This is a genomic window from Plantibacter sp. CFBP 8798, assembly GCF_014841195.1.
GTDB classification, from domain to species: domain Bacteria; phylum Actinomycetota; class Actinomycetes; order Actinomycetales; family Microbacteriaceae; genus Plantibacter; species Plantibacter auratus.
Map to the genome: position 1 here is coordinate 894,444 of NZ_JACYTS010000003.1, position 19,744 is coordinate 914,187.

Below are 19,744 nucleotides of genomic sequence, written 5' to 3' on the forward strand. Positions count from 1 at the left end.
GTCGTCCGGCGACACCTGGAGCAGGCGCGCACCGACGCCCCGTGCCCACCGGACACGGCGTATCGGCACGGAGCTTTGGACGATGCTAACCCGAAATGCTCCTCAGGAGCTGAGAGAGACCGTCGTCGGTGACCGTGCCGGTGACCTCCGACGCGACCGCGAGGACCTCCTCGGGCGCCTGGCCCATGGCGACACCGCGCCCTCCGGCTGCGGCCCAGCCGAGCATGTCGACGTCGTTGCGGCCGTCGCCGACGGCGACCATCTGCGAGCGCTCGAGCCCCAGCCACTCCCGGACACGCTCCAGCGCGGTCGCCTTGTTGACGCCCTTCGGCGCGATGTCGAGCCATGCCGTCCACCCGATCGCATAGCTCACCTGGCTGAGCCCGATCCTGTCGACGATGCGGAGGAACTCCTCCTCGTCGTGGCTCGGGGACACGACGACCACGCGTGTCACGGGGCTCGTGACGAGCTCCTCGAACGACACCTCGATCGCGTTCTCGAGGTTCCAGTCCTCCATGCCGACCGTGTACTTGCGGAAGCCGTCGGGGTACTCGACCATGTAGCTGCCCTCGGAGAGGTGCGGCTGGATGAGCCCGAGGACCTCGGTCGGGTCGAAGGTCTCCATGAAGAAGCGCTCGTAGGAGTCGGGCTTCGACTCGTCGCGCTTCATGATGAGCGCACCGTTCGCGCAGACGACGTACTGCGGCGTCAGCTCGAGCTCCTCGAGCACCGGGCGCGTGCTCTCCCAGCTGCGACCGGTGGCCAAGGTGACGATGTGGCCGAGCGAGACCACGCGGCGCACCTCGTCGGCGACCGACAGGCTGAGCGAACCGTCCTCGTGCAGCACGGTGCCGTCGATGTCGAGGGCGACGAGCAGCGGGTTCGCGGTGGTGGTCGTCTCGTCCGTCATCGGATCGGCCTCGCGACCTCGATGCCGCCCAGGTACGGACGCAGCACCTCGGGGATGACGACGCTGCCGTCCTCCTGCTGGTGCGTCTCGAGGATCGCGACGATCCAGCGGGTGGTCGCGAGCGTTCCGTTGAGCGTCGCGACCGGCGTGGTCTTGCCCGACTCCCCGCGGTACCGGGTGTCGAGGCGACGCGCCTGGTAGGTGGTGCAGTTCGAGGTGCTGGTGAGCTCGCGGTACGCGTCCTGCGTCGGCACCCAGGCCTCGACGTCGAACTTGCGTGCCGCGCTCGACCCGAGGTCGCCGGCGGCCGTGTCGATGACCCGGTAGCTGAGGCCGAGCGACTGCAGCATCGCCTCCTGGTACGACAGCAGGCGCTCGTGCTCGGCGGCGGCGTCCTCCGGCTTGGTGTAGACGAACATCTCGAGCTTGTTGAACTGGTGCACCCGGATGATGCCGCGGGTGTCGCGCCCGTAGGACCCGGCCTCCTTGCGGTAGCAGGTCGACCAGCCGGCGTAGCGGAGCGCGCCCTCCTCGAGGTCGAGGATCTCGTCGGAGTGGTACCCGGCGAGCGCCACCTCGCTCGTGCCGGTGAGGAAGAGGTCTTCACCGGCGATCTGGTAGACCTCGTCGGCGTGCTCACCGAGGAAGCCGGTGCCCTTCATGATCTCGGGGCGCACGAGCGTCGGCGTGATGAGCGGGACGAAGCCGGCCTCGATCGCGCGGTCGAGCGCGAGGTTCATGAGGGCGATCTCGAGACGGGCGCCGATGCCGCGGAGGAAGTAGAAGCGCGAGCCGCTGACCTTGGTGCCGCGCTGCATGTCGATGGCGCCGAGGAGCTCCCCGAGCTCGAGGTGGTCGCGCGGGGCGAAGTCGAAGGAGGGGCGTTCGCCGACCTCGCGGAGCGTGATGAAGTCGGCCTCGCCGCCGGCGGGCACGCCGTCGAGCACCGGGTTCTGGATGCGACCGGCGACGTCGGCGAAGTAGGCCTCGGCCTCGGTCGCGACCTGCTGGGCCTCCTTGACGCGGGCGGCGAGCTGCTGCGCCTGGGCGACGAGGGCGGCCTTCTCCTCCTTGGGGGCCTTGGCGACCTGCTTGCCGAACGCGTTCTGCTCGGCACGGAGTTCCTCGAACCCGGTGATCGCAGCGCGGCGTGCGGTGTCGGCGTCGATCGCCTGGTCGACGAGGTCGACGGAGGACCCTCGCTTCTGCTGCGACGCTCGGAGGACTTCTGGCTGTTCGCGGAGGAGTACGGGATCGATCACCCGGCAAGTCTAGCGATCGAGGTCGGTGACGAGGCCCCGGGACAGTACCGTTGGGCCATGCCGACTCCCCCGCACGCCGCGCTCGTGTACAACCCGGTGAAGGTCGACGCCACCCGGCTGCGGAGCGCGTTGGAGGCACGGTCGCAGGACGCGGGATGGGCGGCTCCGCACCTCTACGAGACGAGTGTCGACGACCCCGGTGTCGGTCAGGCGCGGCGCGCGGTCCTCGACGGTGCTCAGGTGGTGCTCGTGGCCGGCGGCGACGGGACCGTGCGGGCCGTCGCCGAAGGCCTTCGCGGGAGCGGTGTGCCCCTGACCCTCATCCCCTCGGGCACCGGCAACCTGCTCGCGAGGAACCTGAAGCTGCCGCTCGGCGACCAGCTGGCCGCGATCGGGACGGCGTTCACGGGCGACACGCGCGCGATCGACATCGGCGTCGCCATGATCACCCGCGCCGACGGGTCGGAGGAGGAGCACGCGTTCGTCGTGATGGCCGGCATGGGCATCGACGCGATGATGATCGCCACCGCGAACCCCGACCTCAAGAAGTCGCTCGGCTGGCTCGCCTACGTCGAGTCCGGTCTCCGCTCGATCGCCACGGCCGCGCCGTTCCGCATCCATTACCAGTTGCGCGGGCACCGTCAGCATGCGGCGACCGTGAGCTCGGTGCTCGTCGGGAACTGCGGCACGCTGCAGGGCGGGGTGCAGCTCATGCCGGACGCCGAACTCGACGACGGGTTCCTCGACGTCGCGGTGCTGCAACCGAAGGGTGCCTTCGGCTGGCTGCTCGTGTGGCGGAAGGTCACGTGGGAGAACCGGGTCCTGCGGCGGACTGCCGTGGGGCGACGGATGATCCGTTTCACCGAGGGCCGGGGTGGGAACACCGTGACGAACCTGCGTGCTGAGGCCCTGACCGTGCGGGTCGACGAGGCCCAGGACCTGGAGCTGGACGGCGACGCGTTCGGCATGGCGACCATGGTCGCGTTCGACGCGCACCGCGGCGGGTTGCTCGTCAAGCTCCCGTAGCCGGCGACACCGCTGAGTCCGGCTACCGTCCCTCGACGAGGTCCGCGATCTCGGTGAGGAGTGCCGTCGCCCGCTCGAGGTCGGGGCGGAGGTCGCGGTCGGCGTCGTCCGTGCCGAGCGACGCCGACGCCCGGGCGAACACGTCGGCCAGCGCCCCGGTCAGTCGGCCGGCGACACCACGGCGCCGCACGAGCCGGACCGCACCGAGGAGTTCGCAGGCGATGAGCGTCCTCGTGGCGACGACCGCGTCCTCCAGCTGGGCGACGGCCTGCGCGGCGAACGGTGCGTCCTCCTCGGCGCCGCGCGACAGGACGACCGTGCCGAGCGCCGCCGGTTGCGCCGCGTGCCGGATGTCGGCGACCGCGCCCGCAGCGACGTACTCGACCATCATCAGTCCTGACGCACCCGGTTCCCCGTCGCCGAGGAACGGCGGCAGGCCCGTGAACGCGGGTTCGTTCAACAGCCGCAGGCGAGAGAGGGTGACCGTCGACGTCTGCGCGAGCGCGAGCGCGGTCGCGTCCAGTTCCGCTGCCAGCTGCGCCTGGAAGAAGGCGCCGTGGTGGAGGACCGCCCGTGATCCGGCACCGGCACCGAGGACGTACAGCGGGTTCTCCTGCGCAGCACCGATGAGCGCCGCCACCTGGTCCGCGAGCCGGTCCGTCGCCGTCGCCACGACGCCCTGCGTGATCGCCGCGATGCGGAGCGCGAACGGGTCCTGGATCCGGGCCGGTTCCGGCGCGGGTCCGATGAGCGCGCGCAACGCCACAGCAGCAGCTTCGACACCGGGTGCGGCGGACGCACCCGCGGCCGCCTCGGCGAAGGCCTGCGCGTTGCCGTCCAGCGCGTGGAAGCTGAGCGCACAGACCCCCGACCAAGCTCGGTCGAGCACCCGAAGCTCCGTGACCGCGAGCGCCGCGCGCGCGATGGTCAGGGCGCTGCTGCTGATGAACGACAGGGCACTCTCCGAGCCCCACGCGTCCAACGGCTCGAGCGGCGTCGACGCCGGTCGTTCGCCGAGCAGGGTCAGCGCCGTCCCGGCGAGCGCGGTGAGGTCGCCGGTCCCGATCGACCCGAAGGTCCGGACGGTCGGCAGTGCGTCGCGGCGCAGCATCTCGGCGAGCGCCGCGACGACCGCGGGCTCGACACCCGATCCGCCGGCGGCGAGCTGGTTGAGCCGGACCGCGAGCATCGCCCGCACGACCCGGTCGGGGACGACCTCACCCGCGTCGACCGCGTGGCTGCGGAGCAGGCGGCGGGCGTGGGCATCGCCGTCGTCGGCGACCGCGGTGTCCTTGTTCGCCCCCACGCCCGTGCTCCTGCCGTAGACGGCCGCGTGCTCGGCGAGGTCCTGTGCTGCGTCGTGCGATGTCGCCAGCCGGTCGAGCACGACGCGAGGCACGAAGGCCTCCTCCTCGAGGTCCGCGATCCGCCGCAGCTCGTCGATGCCCAGTGCTCCCGCGATCTCGATCATCCCGACACCCTCTCTTGCGCTCCGCCGTCGTGTGCACCATCCTTGCTCACACAGCGAGCGTCCCACCAGATGAAATTCGAGTTTTACCTGACGGAAACATTCGAGGCGGTTCGCTGAAACGGCGGAGCCATAGCGTGGTGGCTCGACAGAGAGGGATCTGATGGCTGAATCATCGACTCGAACCGTGGAGCGTGCACTCTCGCTCCTCGCCGTGGTGTGCGACCGCGGCCGCACGACCCTCGCCGAGAGCGCGCGACTCGTCGACCTCTCGCCGAGCACCGCCCTCCGGCTCCTCCGCACCCTGGAGTCCACGGGCTTCGTCCGGAAGGACGCCGACGGCAGCTACCGACCCGGCAGCCGCGTCGTCCAGCTCGGCACGCAGGCACTCAGCAACGAGTCGCTCGTCGGCTTCTGCCACACGGAGATGCTCGACCTCGTCGAACGCACCGGCGAGTCCGCCTATCTGAGCGTCGAGGGTCACGCGTCGACCGCGCTCTACCTCGCGATCACCGAGGGCACCCACTCCGTCCGTCACGCGAGCTGGGTCGGTCGCACGATCCCCCTCGACGGGTCGGCCGCGGGTGCCGCACTCACCGGGCGGACCCCCACCGCCGGCTACGTCACGGTCGAGCGGGGCGTCGAGTCGGACGTCACCGCGATCGCCGCTCCCGTCCGCTCGGGAGCACGGATCGTCGCGGCGCTGAGCCTCGTCATCCCGAGCTACCGGATGACCGACGACCTCATCGCCTCCTACGGCGAGCTCCTCGTCGCCGCCACGGACCGGCTCTCCAGCGGGCTCGCCTCGTACACCGGACCCACCGACAACACACCCGCGACCGTCCCCGACGACGCCGCGGACCTCCTGGAGGGACGCGCATGATCCGCTTCACGAACGTCAAGAAGGCCTACCCGGACGGCACGGTCGCCGTCCACGACCTCTCCTTCGAGGTGCCGACCGGATCCCTCACGGTGCTCGTCGGCCCGTCCGGCTGCGGCAAGACGACCTCGCTCCGGATGATCAACCGCCTCATCGATCCGACCTCGGGGTCGATCCTGCTCGACGACGTCGAGACCCAGTCGCTCGACCGCGTCACCCTCCGTCGTCGGATCGGCTACGTCATCCAGAACGCCGGTCTGTTCCCGCACCGCACCGTCGTCGACAACGTCGCAGCCCTCCCCCGCCTGCTCGGCGGCTCGCGTCGGGAGACGCGCACGGCGGCCCTCGAGCTGCTGGAGCGCGTCGGTCTCGAGGAGAAGTTCGCGAAGAAGTACCCGTGGCAGCTCTCCGGCGGTCAGCAGCAGCGCGTCGGCGTCGCCCGCGCCCTCGCGACGAACCCGCCGTTCCTCCTCATGGACGAGCCCTTCAGCGCGGTCGACCCGATCGTCCGGACGCAGCTCCAGGACGAGTTCCTGCGCCTGCAGGCCGACATCTCGAAGACGATCGTGATGGTCACCCACGACATCGACGAGGCGCTCAAGCTCGGCGACCAGGTCGCGGTCCTGCGCGAGGGCGGTCTCCTCGCGCAGATCGCGCCGCCGGTGGACCTCCTGACCCGCCCCCACGACGCGTTCGTCGCCGACTTCGTGGGTGAGGCCCGCGGCTACCGTGCACTCGGCTTCCTCGGCCTCGACCATGACGACGCCCTCCACCGCGAGCCCGTCGCCCGGCTCGGCGACACCGCCGTGACCGGCGTGCACGCGAGCGGCTGGGTGGTGGTGACGGACGACGAACGCCGTCCCCTCGGCTGGTTCGACACCGCAGCCGGTCACGGCTCCGTCTCGACCGACAGCCTCAGCGGCCACGGCCTGTTCGTCCCGCGCACGGCGTCGCTCCGCATCGCGCTCAACGCAGCGCTCGCGCACCCGAGTCGACGCGTCGGGCTCCTCGACGAGGACGGCCGGCTCACCGGCACCATCGCCGCCAGCGAACTGCTCGAGCGCCCCGCCCCCGAGCGGAGCCTCCGATGACGATCGACTGGATCTGGGAGAACCTCCCACTCATCGGCGACCTCACGCTCAACCACCTCTGGTTGACGCTCACCCCGACGGTGCTCGGACTCTTCGTCGCCCTCCCGTTCGGCTGGTGGGCGCACCGCTCGCGTCGCGGCCGACCGTTCATCGTCGGTACCGCCGGGCTGCTGTACACGATCCCGTCACTCGCACTGTTCATCATCCTGCCGACGATCCTCGGCACGAAGATCCTCGACCCGATCAACATCGTCATCGCCCTGACCGTCTACACGGTGTCGCTCCTCGTCCGTGTCGTCTCCGACGGGCTGTCCTCGGTGCCGGTGGACGCGGTGCAGGCGGCCGAGGCCATGGGCTACCGGTCCTGGCAGCGACTCGTGCTGGTCGAACTGCCCGTGGCCGTCCCGGTGATCGCAGCCGGCCTGCGCGTCGCGGTCGTCTCCAACGTCAGCATCGTCACGATGGCCGCCCTGCTCGGCATCCCGCAACTCGGGACCCTGTTCACCCAGGGCTTCCAGCTCCGCCTGTTCGTGCCGCTCGTCACCGGCATCCTACTCTGCGTCGTCCTCGCCGTGATCCTCGACCTGATCATCGTCCGGCTCGGCTCGCTCGCGACGCCCTGGCGTGATCGGACGGTGGCAGCATGAGCGTCATCGACTGGCTGACCGACCCCGCCAACTGGACCGGTGCGGACGGCATCCCCTCGCAAATGGGCTACCACCTGCTGTACACGGGCATCGCGCTCGTCATCGCCGCAGCGATCGCCGTGCCGCTCGGCGTCCTCGTCGGCTACACCGGCAAGGGCGAGCGCCTCGTCGCCGGATCGGCCAACGCCCTCCGCGCCCTGCCGACCCTCGGCCTCCTCATCCTGCTGTTCCTCCTCATCTCGCCGGTGGTCCCCGGGCAGCTCGTCTACGTCATCCCGACGATCGTCGTCCTCGTGCTCCTCGCCGTCCCGCCCATCCTGACCGGGACGTACACGGGCATCCAGAGCGCCGATCCCGACGCGGTGGGCGCCGCCCGCGGCATGGGCTACACGAAGCTGCAGATCCTCTGGCACGTCCAGCTCCCCTGCGCCCTCCCCCTGCTGCTGTCCGGCATCCGCTCGTCCACCCTCCAGGTCGTCTCGACCGCGACGGTCGCCGCCTACCTCGGCCTCCAGGGGCTCGGCCGGTACATCATCGACGGCCGCGCCCAGGCCGACTTCTTCCAGATGGCCGGCGGCGCGATCCTCGTCGCCGCCCTCGCCTTCGCGCTGGAGATCGCCTTCACCCTCCTCGGCACTCTCATCGTCTCCCCCGGTCTGCGGCGCACCAGCCGCAGACGGCGGACGGCGGCCCCGACCACCGTCACCGGGGCGATCCCCCGGCCGGCCTGAGCCGCACCCGCACCGCACGACCACCTCCGCACGACCGCACCACCGATCCGTCCATCTCACCGAATCGAGGTCCTCATGCCCTTCCCCACCCTCCCCCGTCGACTCGCGGCCATCGCCGCGACCACCGCAGCCGCCGCTCTCGTCCTCACCGGCTGCGGCGGCCAGGACGCCCTCAGCAGCGACGGCGCGTCCGGCTCCTCCGGCGACGCCGTCATCATCGGCTCAGCCGACTTCACCGAGAGCCAGCTCATCGCCACCATCTACTCCCAGGCGTTGCAAGCCGAGGGCGTGAAGGTGAAGGAGCAGTTCAACATCGGCAGCCGCGAGGTCTACATGGCCGCGCTGCAGGACGGCTCCATCGACCTCCTCCCCGAGTACTCGGGCGCACTGCTCAAGTACCTCGACTCCGAGTCGAAGGCCAGCACGAGCGAGGACGTCGTCGCGGAACTCGGCGACAAGCTCCCGAAGGGTGTCAGCATGCTCGACATCTCGCCCGCGGAGGACAAGGACGTGCTCGCCGTCACCCAGGAGACGGCCGACAAGTACGACCTCAAGACGATCTCCGACCTCGTGCCGTACATGTCCGAGCTCAGCCTCGGCGGCCCGCCGGAGTGGAAGACGCGCGTCAACGGCGTCGTCGGTCTCGAGCAGGTCTACGGGCTCACCTTCAAGGAGTTCGTCAGCCTCGACGCCGGCGGACCGCTCACGATGACCGCGCTCACGAGCGGCCAGGTGCAGGTCGGCGACATCTTCAGCACCGACCCCGGGCTCACCGCGAACAAGCTCGTCGCCCTCGAGGACGACAAGTCGCTCTTCGCGGCCGAGAACATCGTCCCCGTCATCAGCACGAGCAAGCTCGACGACACGATCTCGAAGACGCTCGACAAGGTGTCCGCGGCCCTCACCACCGAGGACCTCATCGAGATGAACGGCAAGGCGTCCGACGGCACGAGCCTGAAGAGCATCGCCGAGGAGTGGCTGAAGGACGCCGACCTCGGCTAGCAGCACCCTTCGACGGGCTCAGGGGTCGAGAAGCAATCCAGGGGCCGAGAACCGGTTCAAGGACGGCGACCCGCCCCTGAGCCCGTCGGAACAGCACCACCACCACCGCACCGCAGACGTAAAGGACCAGCGCATGCCGACCACCACCCGGACCATCCGTGCCGCTCGCGGCACCACCCTCACCGCCAAGAGCTGGCAGACCGAGGGGCCGCTCCGGATGCTCATGAACAACCTCGACCCCGAGGTCGCCGAGCACCCCGAGGACCTCGTCGTCTACGGCGGCACCGGGAAGGCCGCGCGCAACTGGGAGGCGTACGACGCGATCGTCCGCACGCTCGAAGGACTGGAGGCCGACGAGACCCTGCTCGTGCAGTCCGGCAAGCCCGTCGGCGTCTTCCGCACGCACGAGTGGGCACCGCGCGTGCTCATCGCGAACTCCAACCTCGTCGGCGACTGGGCGACGTGGCCCGAGTTCCGCAAGCTCGAGGCCGAGGGTCTCACCATGTACGGGCAGATGACCGCCGGCTCGTGGATCTACATCGGCACGCAGGGCATCCTCCAGGGCACCTACGAGACCTTCGCCGCCATCGCCGACAAGCGGTTCGGTGGCACCCTCGCCGGGACGCTGACCCTCACCGGCGGCGCCGGCGGCATGGGCGGGGCACAGCCGCTCGCCGTGACGCTCAACGAGGGCGTCGTGCTCATCGTCGACGTCGACCCGAGCCGACTGGAGCGACGCGTCGAGCACCGCTACCTCGACGAGATGACGGACGACCTCGACGACGCCGTCGAACGCGTGCTCGCCGCCAAGGCCGAACGGCGCCCGCTGTCGGTCGGTCTCGTCGGCAACGCCGCGACCGTCTTCCCCGAACTGCTGCGGCGCGGTGTCGCCATCGACATCGTCACCGACCAGACGAGCGCTCACGACCCGCTCGCCTACCTGCCCGAGGACACGGCGCTCGCCGACTGGCAGACCGAGGCGGCGGCCGACCCGGTCGACTTCACGCGCCGCTCGCGACTCGCCATGGCGAAGCAGGTGCAGGCGATGGTCGACTTCCAGGACGCCGGCGCCGAGGTCTTCGACTACGGCAACTCCATCCGCGCCGAGGCGAAACTCGGCGGTTGCGAGCGCGCCTTCGACTTCCCCGGCTTCGTGCCCGCCTACATCCGGCCGCTCTTCGCCGAGGGCAAGGGCCCGTTCCGCTGGGCGGCCCTGTCCGGCGACCCGGCGGACATCGCCGCGACCGACCGCGCCATCCTCGAACTGTTCCCCGAGGACGAGAAGCTGCGCCGCTGGATCACCTCGGCCGGCGAGAAGATCGCCTTCGAGGGGCTGCCCGCCCGCATCTGCTGGCTCGGCTACCAGGAGCGCCACCTCGCCGGCCTGAAGTTCAACGAGATGGTCGCCTCGGGCGAGCTGAGCGCGCCCGTGGTCATCGGCCGCGACCACCTCGACTCCGGTTCCGTCGCCTCGCCGTACCGCGAGACGGAGGCCATGGCCGACGGCTCCGACGCGATCGCCGACTGGCCGCTGCTCAACGCCCTGCTCAACACGGCGTCCGGCGCGACCTGGGTGTCGATCCACCACGGCGGCGGGGTCGGCATCGGCCGGTCCATCCACGCCGGTCAAGTGATCGTCGCCGACGGGACGCCGCTCGCCGCCGAGAAGATTGCGCGCGTGCTCGTCAACGACCCGGGCACCGGCGTCATGCGTCACGTCGACGCCGGCTATGAGCGGGCGGCCGAGGTCGCCCGCGAACGCGGCCTGCGGGTGCCGATGTGGGAGGGCGAGTGACCGACGGCCTGATCGCCCACGGTCGGCTCGCCGGGCTCGACGAGATCACCGGCGTCGGCGTCGATCCGGCACGCGGCGGGTACTCCCGGCACGTCTGGACGCCGGCCGAGTTCGAGCTGCGCGAGTGGTTCACCGCTCGCGCCGCCCGACTCGGGCTCGACGTCGAGACGGACCGGAACGGCAACCTGTGGGCGTGGTGGGGCGCGCCTGGGCCCGACGCGGTCGTCACCGGCAGCCACCTCGACTCCGTCCCGGGCGGCGGCGCCTTCGACGGGCCGCTCGGCGTCGTCTCAGCGCTGGACGCCGTCGCGCGTCTGCAGGCCACCGGGTTCCAGCCGTCGCGTCCCGTCGCCGTCGTGGTGTTCGCCGAGGAGGAGGGGTCCCGGTTCGGGGTCGCCTGCCTCGGATCCCGGCTCCTGTCCGGGGCGATCACCGCTGACGCCGCCCGAGCGCTGACGGACGCTGACGGGGTCACCGTGGCGGAGGCCGCAGCGGCCGCCGGGCTCGCTCCCGAGCACCTCGGCCGCGACGGCGAGGCGCTCGGCCGCGTCGGACTCTTCATCGAGTTGCACGTGGAACAGGGTCGCGGCCTCATCGACCTCGGCTCGCCCACCGCCGTCGCCTCGTCGATCCTCGCCCACGGCCGCTGGCGCCTCCGGGTGAGTGGTCAGGGGAACCACGCCGGCGCGACCGGCATGCGCGAGCGTCGTGATCCCGTGGTCGCGGCAGCACGCGCCGTCCTCGCGGTCGAGCAGGCAGCCCTCGCGACGGACGACGCCCGCGCCACCGTCGGCCGCCTGCGCATCGTGCCGGGCGGCACCAACGTCATCGCCTCCGAGGTCGACGCCTGGGTGGACGCGCGCGCGGCCACCGATGCCGCCACGCGCGCCCTCGTCGCGGACATCGAGAGCCGGGTGCAAGAGGCCGTCGCCGGTTCCGGCTGTACAGCTGAGCTGGTCGAGGAGTCGTGGTCGGGCGTCGTCGAGTTCGACCCAGAGCTCGCCGCGCGGCTGGCGGGCACGCTCGGCGGGGTCCCCTTGCTGCCGACGGGTGCCGGTCACGACGCCGGTGTCCTGAACGGAGCCGTGCCGACGGCGATGGTCTTCGTGCGGAACCCGACGGGCGTCTCGCACTCGCCGGAGGAGTTCGCCGAGGCGGACGACTGCGTCGCCGGTGTCGAGGCGCTCGAGACCCTACTCCGGAGCGTCCTGTGACGGTCGCGAGCGTCGACGCCGGCGCGGCGGACGTGCGGCGTCCCATCTGGGCCGCGACGGCGATCATCGACGGTCGCCCGACCGGCCGCGTGCGCTTCACGGCCGACGACTCCGGACGGATCACCGCCGTCGAGCGGGGCGTCGAGCCGGAAGCGGGCGACCGACGCCTCGGAACGGTCGTCCCCGGCATGGGGAACGCCCACTCCCACGCGTTCCACCGTCTGCTCCGCGGACGCACCCACGCCGACGGCGGCGACTTCTGGCAGTGGCGCGAGGCGATGTACGCGGCGGCCGCCAGCCTCGACCCGGACCACTACGGCCGGGTCGCTCGCGCCGTGTTCGGCGAGATGCTCGTCTGCGGCTGGACGGCGGTCGGCGAGTTCCACTACGTGCACCACCAGGCCGACGGCACCCCGTACCCGACCGCCCACGCGATGGAACTGGCGGTCACCGAAGCCGCCGCCGACGTCGGCATCCGGCTCACCCTCCTCGACACGGCCTACCTCGCGAGTGGCCTCGGGCCCGCCGGGGGTCCCGCCGCTCCGCTGCTCACCGAACAGCTCGCGTTCGGCGACGGCGACGCGTCCGGCTGGCTCGCCCGCTGGCATCGACTGCGCGACGCGCTCTCCGGCTCGGTCGGCGCCACCGGGCTCGTCACGCTCGGTGCCGCGCTGCACTCCGTGCGCGCCGTGCCCGTCGACGCCATGCGCACGATCCTCGCCGGCCTGCCCGACGACGTCCCGCTGCACGTCCACCTGTCGGAGCAACCGCAGGAGAACGTCGACACGCTCGCGAAGACGGGCAGGACGCCGACGGGCGTGCTCGCCGCGCTCGGTGCGCTCGCCCCACGCATCAGCCTCGTCCACGCGACGCACCTGACCGACGCGGACGTCACGGCGATCGGGCGGTCCGGCGCGACCGTCGTGATGTGCCCGACGACCGAGGCGGACCTCGGCGACGGCATCGGACCGGCCCGCCGCCTCGCGGACGCGGGGGCCCGGATCGCCGTCGGCTCCGACCAGAACGCGGTGGTCGACCCCCTGCTCGAACTGCGTGGCCTCGAAGCCGGGGAACGGCTCGCCTCAGGCAGACGCGGCCGGTTCTCGCCCGCCGAGCTCCTCGAGGCGGGCACGGACAACGGATACCGTTCGCTCGGACTCGGGCGGCACACGCTGGATGTCGGCGACCCGCTCGACCTCGTCGAGGTGTCGACGTCGAGCCTCCGCACGACCGGCATGGATCCGGCACAACTCGCCCTCGTCGCGACCGCGTCCGACGTCGAGCGGGTCGTCGTCGGCGGACGGCTCGTGGCGGAGCGAGGCCGGCTGCTCGCGACGTCACGGGAGCCGACGCCGGAACAGCTCCTCGCGGTGGCGCTCGCCCAGCTGGCAGCATCGACGGAGACGCCCCGGACGGCCACCTTGTCCCCGACACCTGATCACCACTCGCAGGAGATGCAGCCATGACCAGCGAACTCATCACCGGCATCGCCGAGCTCACGACCAACGCGGGCTCCGGGCCGGGTGACGTCGACGGCAACCGGATCACCGATGCGGCGCTCATCATCGAAGACGGCCGGATCGCGTGGCTCGGCGCAGCGGTCGACGCGCCCGACGCCGACGCGCGGACCGACGTGGGCGGGCGCGCCGTGCTCCCGGGTTGGGTCGACACGCACACGCATCTCGTATTCGCGGGCGACCGCTCGGCGGAGTTCGAGGCGCGCATGGCCGGCGGCCGGTATGCGGCGGGCGGGATCGCGACGACCGTGGCGGCCACCCGGGCTGCTTCCGAGGAGCAGCTCGTCACGGGTGCGCGGCGGTTGCGGGCGGAGGCGCTCGCGCAGGGGACGACGTTCCTCGAGGCGAAGACCGGCTACGCGCTCGACGTGGAGGGCGAGGCGCGATCCGCTCGGGCGGCGGCCGAGGTCGCCGACGTCGTCACCTTCCTCGGAGCCCATCTCGTGCCGGCCGGTGTCGACCGCCGCGACTACCTCGACCTCGTGACCGGGCCGATGCTCGCGGCGGTGGCTCCGTTCGCGTCCTACATAGACGCGTTCTGCGAGGTCGGTGCCTTCGACGTCGAGGAGTCGCGCGAGGTGCTGCTCGCCGGTCGCGCCGCTGGCTTGGGTGTCCGGGTGCACGGGAACCAGCTCGGCGAGAGCGGCGGGGTGCGCCTCGCGGTCGAGTTGGAGGCGGCGAGTGTCGACCACTGCAACCACCTCTCTGACGCCGACGTCGACCTTCTGGCGGGCTCGTCGACGGTCGCCACCCTGCTGCCCGCCTGCGACCTGTCCACGCGCGAACCGTTCCCGCCGGCGCGCGCACTCATCGACGCCGGTGCTTCGATCGCCCTCGCGACCAATTGCAACCCGGGCACCTCGTACACGACGTCGATGGCGTACTGCGTGGCGACCGCCGTGCTGCAGATGCGGCTGACGATCGCCGAGGCGGTGTGGGCGGCGACGCGAGGGGCCGCGGTAGCGGTCGGCCGCGAGCACGGTGTCGACGCCGTCGGATCGCTTCGCGTGGGTGGTCTCGCGGACCTGCAGGTGCTCGACGCGCCCTCGGTCTCGCACCTCGCCTACCGGCCCGGTGTGCCGTTGACGGTCGGCGTCCGGCAGCGCGGCGAGCGCGTCACGATCGGTGAACGGCGATGAGCGGCGAGGCTGACGAGCGTGCCGTCGTGTGGTTGCCCGCGTCCGGGCATCGGAGCTACCGGTGGCGGAACGGGCTGGGGACGGCGGCGGAGATCGCGGCGGAACCGGTCGAGGCTGGAAACGGCGGTGACGGGACCGCGACCAGGGACGGGCGCGGGGACGCGCCGACCGGGCCGGGTTGGACGCTGAGCATCGCGACGGTCGACGCGGACGTCGTCTTCTCGTCGTTCCCGGGTGTCGACCGACAACTGATGGCGTTGTCGGTGGGCGGACTCGGACTCCTGATCGACGGTGAGCCGGTCGCCTTGGACCGGTGGCAGGTCGCCGCCTTTGACGGGGCCTCAGCGGTGTCGTCGAGGGGTGTGGTCGGGCCGACGCTCGATCTCAACCTGATGGTGTCGCGCGACCGGTTCCGCGGGTCGCTCGAGGTCGGCGTCGTCGACGGCTCGAGGCTCGTCACCACGACGCCGGGAGCCACCACGTTCGTCGTGTTCCTCGACGGGCTGCTGTCGGCGGAGGGGCCAGGCCTAGGCCCTGGTGCCCTCCAGCGGCACGACACCCTCCGACTCGAGGCCGGCACCCTGTCCCTGACCGGCGACGCCACGATCGCGCTCGCCCAGGTCCTCCCCCACTTGTGATGGATGCCAGCGCGGTGCGCTGACGCGAGCGCGCCCCGCAGCCGCGAGCGCGGGTCTCCAGAGGGGTGCGCTCACCTCCCAGACCCGCGCCCACGCCGATTCGGCAGGTCTCGCGCCAGCGCACCGCGCTGACCTGAGACCTCCCCACCGGGTGCCGGCGCGGTGCGCCCGCTTGAATGACGCACACCCGGCGTGAGCGCTCCCCGCGCACGCGAGCGCGGGTCTCCGGAGGGGCGCGCTCACGTCACAGACCCGCGCTCACGCCAGCGCACCGCGCTGGCGCACACCCCGGCGGCGACGGCTACTTCGTTCGGTCGAGGACCGCGAAGCGGAAGGTGTAGGTGGCGTCGAGCGTGTCCTCGAGGCCCGTCACGTTCTTCTGGGCGAGGACCGTCTCGGTGCCCTGGAGCAGCGGGATGATCGGAGCCGCGGTCGCGGTCAGCGCCTGGATCTGCTCGATCGCCGCGATGCGCGCCGCCGGGTCGGTCGCCGTCGCCTCGGTGTCGATGAGCGCGTCGACGGCCGGGTCGGAGTACCCGTTGGCGACGGACGCGCCGGTCGTCGAGTACGCCGATCGCAGGAAGTTGTCGGGGTCCGGGTAGTCCGGGAAGAACCCCAGCTGGTACGCCGGGTAACCCGACTCCGGGTTCAGCTCCTTCACGTAGCTCGTCCACTCCGTCGACTGCAGGTCGACGGTGAACAGGCCGGACGTCTCCAGCTGCGACTTGATGAGCGCGTACTCCTGGTCGGAGTCGGGGCCGTAGTGGTCGCTCGTGTACTGGATCGGCAGGGCGACCGGAGTGCTGACGCCCGCGGCCGCGAGGATCGCCGCGGCCTTCGCCGGGTCCGGCGCGTCACCGTACGCGGTCTGGAACGCGGGCGTCGCACCCGTCTGCCCGTCGAGGACGACCGAGTAGGCCGGCGCGTAGGTGCCCTTGTAGACCTGATCGGCGATCTCCTCACGATCGACGAGCGACGCGACCGCCTGCCGGATGGCGAGCTTCTGCGCGTCGTTCGCGCCCGGCTGGGTGTTCAGGTTGAACGTGAGGAACCGCACCGAACCGCCCGGCCCCTCGACGACCTGCAGGTCGGAGTCGCTCCGGAGGTCGGCGACGTCCGTCGCGGTCAGTGAGCGGTAGGCGATGTCGACGTCGCCCTTCTCCAGGTCGAGCCGCAGGTTCGACGCCGTCGTGTACGGCTTGAGCACGACGTGCTGCGTCTTCGCGCGCGTCCCGGAGTAGCGCGAGTTCGCCTCGAGGGAGAGCAGTCCGCCCGCCTGGTAGCTGTCGACGGCGTAGGGGCCGGAGCCGATCACGTCGTCGTCGCTCAGCAGCTTGTCCGCCGGGAAGACCTCTTCGTCGACGATCGGCCCGGCCATGCTCGTGAGCACGTAGGGCCAGGTCTGGTCGTTCGGCACCGTGAGGTGGAAGACGACCTGGTTGTCGTCGCCCTCCTCGACGCTGTCGAGGTTCGCGAGCAGCGGCGACGGACCGTTGTCGGCGGCGATCTCACGGACGCGGGTGAAGGAGTAGACGACGTCCTCGGCCGTGAGCGCGTGGCCGTTGGAGAAGGTCAGCCCCTCCTTGACCGTGCAGACGTAGGTGGACTCGTCGGTGAAGTCGCACGATTCCGCCGCGTCGGGGGCAGGGACGACGTCGCCCTCGTCGTAGCTGAGGAGGTGCTGGTAGATCTGGTTCTGCGGCGTGAACGAGCCGCGATCCCAGGCACCGGCCGGGTCGAGCGAGACGATCTGATCGGTCGTGCCGATGACGAGCGCGGTGGTCGTGGTGGTCCCGCCCTGGGCCGTGCAACCGGTGAGGGCGGCGACGACACCGAGGCCGATGGCGACCGTGGCGAATCTGGCGGATCGGTTCATGGAGCGGTTCCTTCGGGTGACTGCGGGGGTGCTGATGCTGATGGCGCGACGGGGACCGCGTGGGAGGCGAGCGCGAACCTCGGGTGCGGTTCGGCTCCGTCGACGAGCTCGGCGATGAGGCGTCCCAGCACCGGGCCGAACTTGAACCCGTGACCGGAGAATCCCGTCGTGACGATGATGCTGTCGATCCGGTCGATCACGAAATCCTCGCTGGGGCTCAGATCGTAGAGGCAGCTGATGGTATGGGGTGCGGACGCGTCGACGCCGGGCACCCATTCGGCGACGTAGGCGGTGAGCCGCGCGAGTTCCACGGGTTCGGCGAGGCCGTCGCGTTCGTCGGGGTGGACGTGGACGGCACCGCCGTGCAGCCCGACCTTGACCCCCTCGCCCGGCGTCAGCAGGCCGTACACGCTCGACCCCTCGGCGGGATAGTGGACGAAACTCGGCCAGGCGTCCGCGCCCAGTTCGCTCGGGAAATGCGCGGGCTGGACCTGCGTCACGACGATCTCGGGCAGCGGACGACCGACGCTGCGAGCGAGGTCGCCGACGAGGTCGGGTGTCCAGGAGCCGGCCGCGACGACCACGTGGTCCGCGGCGACGTCGCCCAGCTCGGTGCGGACGACGGCGCCGGCGGCACCCGCGGTCGGGTCGTTCGACTCGGCCGGTTCGACGCCCGTCACCCGCACGCCGAAGCGCAGGGTCGCTCCGGCCACCTCGGCGAGGTCGAGCAGGGCCTCGATCGCCTCGGCGGAGTACAGTCGCCCGCCGGTCGCGTGGTGGAGGACCTCGCGGTCGAACCGCAGTCCGGGCCAGCGGTCGCTCGCCTGCTCCGGGGTGAGGCGCTCCGACGCGATCCCGCCTCGGGTCATCGCCGCCTCGATCGCCGAGAGCATCTCGGGTCGGCCGTGGTCGAGCGCGCCGGTGAGGTCGAGCAGCGTCCGTCCGCTCGCCGACTCGAGCTGCCGCCAGGCCGCGAGCGCCTCCGACGTCAGGGCGACGTAGTCGTCGGCGTCGTAGCCCTGACGGAAGATGCGGGTCGCGCCATGTGAGGAGCCGTGCTCGTGACCGCGCGGGTACCGCTCGAGGAGCAGCACGTCCCGGCCCTGCTCGGCCAGTGAGCGCGCAGCCGCCGCACCGACGATCCCGGCACCGATGACCACGACCTCGGCGCGCGCCGGCAGCGCGGTCGGCGTCGCGTCCGCTGCCGGACCCGGCGCGGTCATCGGCCCGACTCCGCAGGCAGGCCCGACTCCGTGGTCTCGCGGGTCGCTGCGGTGGCGCGCGCGTCGACCGCACGACGAGCCGGCATCGCGGCGGCCACGGCGGCCTCGTCGGCGAACGGACGGGACGGGAATCGACCGGGCGCGTATCGCGACGCGTCGACGAAGGGGCTCTCACCCGTGACCATCAGTTCGGCGAGCATCCGGCCGAGTCCGGGGCCGTGCGTGACGCCGGACTCGTTGTCGCCGGCCACGACGTACAGCCCGTCGAGCTCCGGCAAGGGGCCCGCGATGAAGCGGCGGTCCGCGGTGTACGACACGATCCCCTGCACGGCTTCGGCGTCGTCGACGACGGGCGCGGCGGCCGGGATGAGCTCGGAGATGATCGGCGACAGGTGCTCCCGCATCGCCTCGACGAGGTCGGGGCGGTCCGGGCGACGGTCGGCCGGGCTGTCATGCAGCGCGAGCGCCTCGTAGCCGACGCCGTTGCCATAGGTGAGACCGCCGAGGTGTTCCCGGATCCACAGTCCGTCGAGTTCCGGGATCATGAGGGTCGGCACCTCGCCGAGGCCGAACGGGGCGGTGGTCAGGCGGCTCGCGATCACGCGTGCGAACGGCAGCACGCGGTCCGTGGCGGCGAGGAGTCCGTTCGTCCAGGACCCGGCGGCGAGGACGACCTCGTCGCCGAGGACGCGCTCGCCGGTGGCGGTCAGCACGCCGACGGCTCGGCCGCCCTCGGCGAGGAGATCGACGACGGGCGTGTGCTCGACGATCTCGACGCCCTCGGCCCGGGCGAGCGCCGCGAGCGCGAGTCCGGCGTCGGGCGCGCTGATCTGGATGCCGTCGGGATGGATGAACGCCCCGACGATGGTCTCAGGGTCGAGACCTGGAACGAGCTCAGCGGTCTCGACGGCGGTGAGCAGGCGGGCGTCCTCGGGTCGGAGCGGGTGCTCGGCGAACGGCAGCAGGTGATCGAGCACGGCCTGCTCGGTGAGCGCGAGCCACACGTTGCCCGTGTTCCGCAGACCGATGTCATATCCGGCCGCGTCGAGCCCGCGGTAGAAGTCGAGGCCCGCCTGCTCGAGGGCGAGTTCCGACTCGTCCCAGTACCAGGCGTAGCCCGCCGCCCACAGGCCGACGAAGCCCGCTCCCGCCGCGGTCGTCGCTCCGGCGGCGGTGCCCGACTCGAGGACCGTCACCCGTCGCCCGGCGCGGGCGAGGTGGACGGCGGTCGCCAAGCCGAAGAGGCCGGCACCGACGATGACGGTGGTTGCGGGGCGGGGGTCGGTCACCCTTCGAGGCTAGTCACTCGCCGTCCAGGAGCCGAC

At 71.6% G+C, this 19,744-nt stretch carries 17 protein-coding genes; 11 read left to right on the forward strand and 6 right to left on the reverse strand.

Translation table 11 applies throughout. The annotated features are described in order from the left end of the window. Positions 1–85: 85 nt before the first annotated feature. Positions 86–910: an HAD family hydrolase gene (locus IFU30_RS16795; RefSeq protein WP_192006231.1), complete on the reverse strand. Its 825-nt coding sequence runs from the start codon at positions 908–910 to the stop codon at positions 86–88. After that, on the reverse strand, positions 907–2,172 hold the full coding sequence (serS, locus tag IFU30_RS16800) for a serine--tRNA ligase (protein ID WP_124767571.1): 1,266 nt from the start codon (positions 2,170–2,172) through the stop codon (positions 907–909). The genes IFU30_RS16795 and serS overlap by 4 nt, the downstream gene beginning before the upstream one ends. Positions 2,173–2,229: 57 nt before the next feature. On the opposite strand from serS, the gene IFU30_RS16805 reads away from it, so the two are divergent. Beyond that, a complete protein-coding gene (locus tag IFU30_RS16805; RefSeq protein ID WP_192006233.1) occupies positions 2,230–3,198 on the forward strand; it encodes a diacylglycerol/lipid kinase family protein in 969 nt (322 codons plus the stop codon). 22 nt (positions 3,199–3,220) lie between these two features. On the opposite strand, the gene IFU30_RS16810 is transcribed toward IFU30_RS16805, so the two are convergent. Beyond that, positions 3,221–4,669, reverse strand: a complete 1,449-nt coding sequence (locus tag IFU30_RS16810; RefSeq protein ID WP_192006235.1) for an aromatic amino acid lyase — start codon at positions 4,667–4,669, stop codon at positions 3,221–3,223. A gap of 184 nt (positions 4,670–4,853) precedes the next feature. Between IFU30_RS16810 and IFU30_RS16815 the strand changes: the two genes are divergently transcribed. The 10 genes from IFU30_RS16815 to IFU30_RS16860 all read left to right on the forward strand — a co-directional run bounded on the left by IFU30_RS16815 (position 4,854) and on the right by IFU30_RS16860 (position 15,320). After that, positions 4,854–5,549 (forward strand): IclR family transcriptional regulator, encoded by a 696-nt coding sequence (locus tag IFU30_RS16815; protein ID WP_236555278.1) that lies wholly within the window; start codon positions 4,854–4,856, stop codon positions 5,547–5,549. Next, entirely contained in the window at positions 5,546–6,637 is a 1,092-nt protein-coding gene (locus IFU30_RS16820; RefSeq protein WP_192006237.1) for an ABC transporter ATP-binding protein, read from the forward strand. Before IFU30_RS16815 ends, IFU30_RS16820 begins: the two co-directional genes overlap by 4 nt. Continuing rightward, positions 6,634–7,284: an ABC transporter permease gene (locus tag IFU30_RS16825; protein WP_192006239.1), complete on the forward strand. Its 651-nt coding sequence runs from the start codon at positions 6,634–6,636 to the stop codon at positions 7,282–7,284. Before IFU30_RS16820 ends, IFU30_RS16825 begins: the two co-directional genes overlap by 4 nt. Then, positions 7,281–8,015: an ABC transporter permease gene (locus tag IFU30_RS16830; protein WP_192006241.1), complete on the forward strand. Its 735-nt coding sequence runs from the start codon at positions 7,281–7,283 to the stop codon at positions 8,013–8,015. The genes IFU30_RS16825 and IFU30_RS16830 overlap by 4 nt, the downstream gene beginning before the upstream one ends. A 75-nt stretch (positions 8,016–8,090) precedes the next feature. Then, on the forward strand, positions 8,091–9,017 hold the full coding sequence (locus IFU30_RS16835; RefSeq protein WP_192006243.1) for an ABC transporter substrate-binding protein: 927 nt from the start codon (positions 8,091–8,093) through the stop codon (positions 9,015–9,017). A gap of 133 nt (positions 9,018–9,150) precedes the next feature. After that, positions 9,151–10,812, forward strand: coding sequence for a urocanate hydratase (hutU, locus tag IFU30_RS16840; protein ID WP_159876082.1), 1,662 nt, complete (start codon positions 9,151–9,153; stop codon positions 10,810–10,812). After that, positions 10,809–12,026, forward strand: a complete 1,218-nt coding sequence (locus tag IFU30_RS16845; RefSeq protein ID WP_192006244.1) for an allantoate amidohydrolase — start codon at positions 10,809–10,811, stop codon at positions 12,024–12,026. The genes hutU and IFU30_RS16845 overlap by 4 nt, the downstream gene beginning before the upstream one ends. Next, positions 12,023–13,492 (forward strand): formimidoylglutamate deiminase, encoded by a 1,470-nt coding sequence (locus IFU30_RS16850; protein ID WP_342450886.1) that lies wholly within the window; start codon positions 12,023–12,025, stop codon positions 13,490–13,492. Before IFU30_RS16845 ends, IFU30_RS16850 begins: the two co-directional genes overlap by 4 nt. Beyond that, positions 13,489–14,682, forward strand: a complete 1,194-nt coding sequence (gene hutI, locus IFU30_RS16855) for an imidazolonepropionase (RefSeq protein ID WP_192006246.1) — start codon at positions 13,489–13,491, stop codon at positions 14,680–14,682. The genes IFU30_RS16850 and hutI overlap by 4 nt, the downstream gene beginning before the upstream one ends. Beyond that, a complete protein-coding gene (locus IFU30_RS16860; RefSeq protein WP_192006248.1) occupies positions 14,679–15,320 on the forward strand; it encodes a HutD/Ves family protein in 642 nt (213 codons plus the stop codon). The genes hutI and IFU30_RS16860 overlap by 4 nt, the downstream gene beginning before the upstream one ends. A 301-nt stretch (positions 15,321–15,621) precedes the next feature. Here the strand turns inward: IFU30_RS16860 and IFU30_RS16865 are convergent, their stop codons facing one another. The 3 genes from IFU30_RS16865 to IFU30_RS16875 are packed head-to-tail and all read right to left on the reverse strand — an operon-like array spanning position 15,622 to position 19,708. Continuing rightward, a complete protein-coding gene (locus IFU30_RS16865; RefSeq protein WP_192006250.1) occupies positions 15,622–17,196 on the reverse strand; it encodes an ABC transporter substrate-binding protein in 1,575 nt (524 codons plus the stop codon). Then, positions 17,193–18,419, reverse strand: coding sequence for an FAD-dependent oxidoreductase (locus tag IFU30_RS16870; protein ID WP_192006252.1), 1,227 nt, complete (start codon positions 18,417–18,419; stop codon positions 17,193–17,195). The genes IFU30_RS16865 and IFU30_RS16870 overlap by 4 nt, the downstream gene beginning before the upstream one ends. After that, complete coding sequence (locus IFU30_RS16875) at positions 18,416–19,708, reverse strand: FAD-dependent oxidoreductase (RefSeq protein ID WP_192006254.1); 1,293 nt, start codon at positions 19,706–19,708, stop codon at positions 18,416–18,418. Before IFU30_RS16875 ends, IFU30_RS16870 begins: the two co-directional genes overlap by 4 nt. Positions 19,709–19,744: the final 36 nt, after the last annotated feature.

Coding starts and splice junctions, on each gene's coding strand:
- IFU30_RS16830 (WP_192006241.1), top strand. CDS start 7,281: ATGAGCGTCATCGACTGGCTGACCGACCCCGCCAACTGGACCGGTGCG.
- IFU30_RS16835 (WP_192006243.1), top strand. CDS start 8,091: ATGCCCTTCCCCACCCTCCCCCGTCGACTCGCGGCCATCGCCGCGACC.
- IFU30_RS16795 (WP_192006231.1), bottom strand. CDS start 910: ATGACGGACGAGACGACCACCACCGCGAACCCGCTGCTCGTCGCCCTC.
- IFU30_RS16865 (WP_192006250.1), bottom strand. CDS start 17,196: ATGAACCGATCCGCCAGATTCGCCACGGTCGCCATCGGCCTCGGTGTC.
- IFU30_RS16860 (WP_192006248.1), top strand. CDS start 14,679: ATGAGCGGCGAGGCTGACGAGCGTGCCGTCGTGTGGTTGCCCGCGTCC.
- IFU30_RS16825 (WP_192006239.1), top strand. CDS start 6,634: ATGACGATCGACTGGATCTGGGAGAACCTCCCACTCATCGGCGACCTC.
- hutI (WP_192006246.1), top strand. CDS start 13,489: ATGACCAGCGAACTCATCACCGGCATCGCCGAGCTCACGACCAACGCG.
- IFU30_RS16810 (WP_192006235.1), bottom strand. CDS start 4,669: ATGATCGAGATCGCGGGAGCACTGGGCATCGACGAGCTGCGGCGGATC.
- IFU30_RS16870 (WP_192006252.1), bottom strand. CDS start 18,419: ATGACCGCGCCGGGTCCGGCAGCGGACGCGACGCCGACCGCGCTGCCG.
- IFU30_RS16820 (WP_192006237.1), top strand. CDS start 5,546: ATGATCCGCTTCACGAACGTCAAGAAGGCCTACCCGGACGGCACGGTC.
- IFU30_RS16805 (WP_192006233.1), top strand. CDS start 2,230: ATGCCGACTCCCCCGCACGCCGCGCTCGTGTACAACCCGGTGAAGGTC.
- hutU (WP_159876082.1), top strand. CDS start 9,151: ATGCCGACCACCACCCGGACCATCCGTGCCGCTCGCGGCACCACCCTC.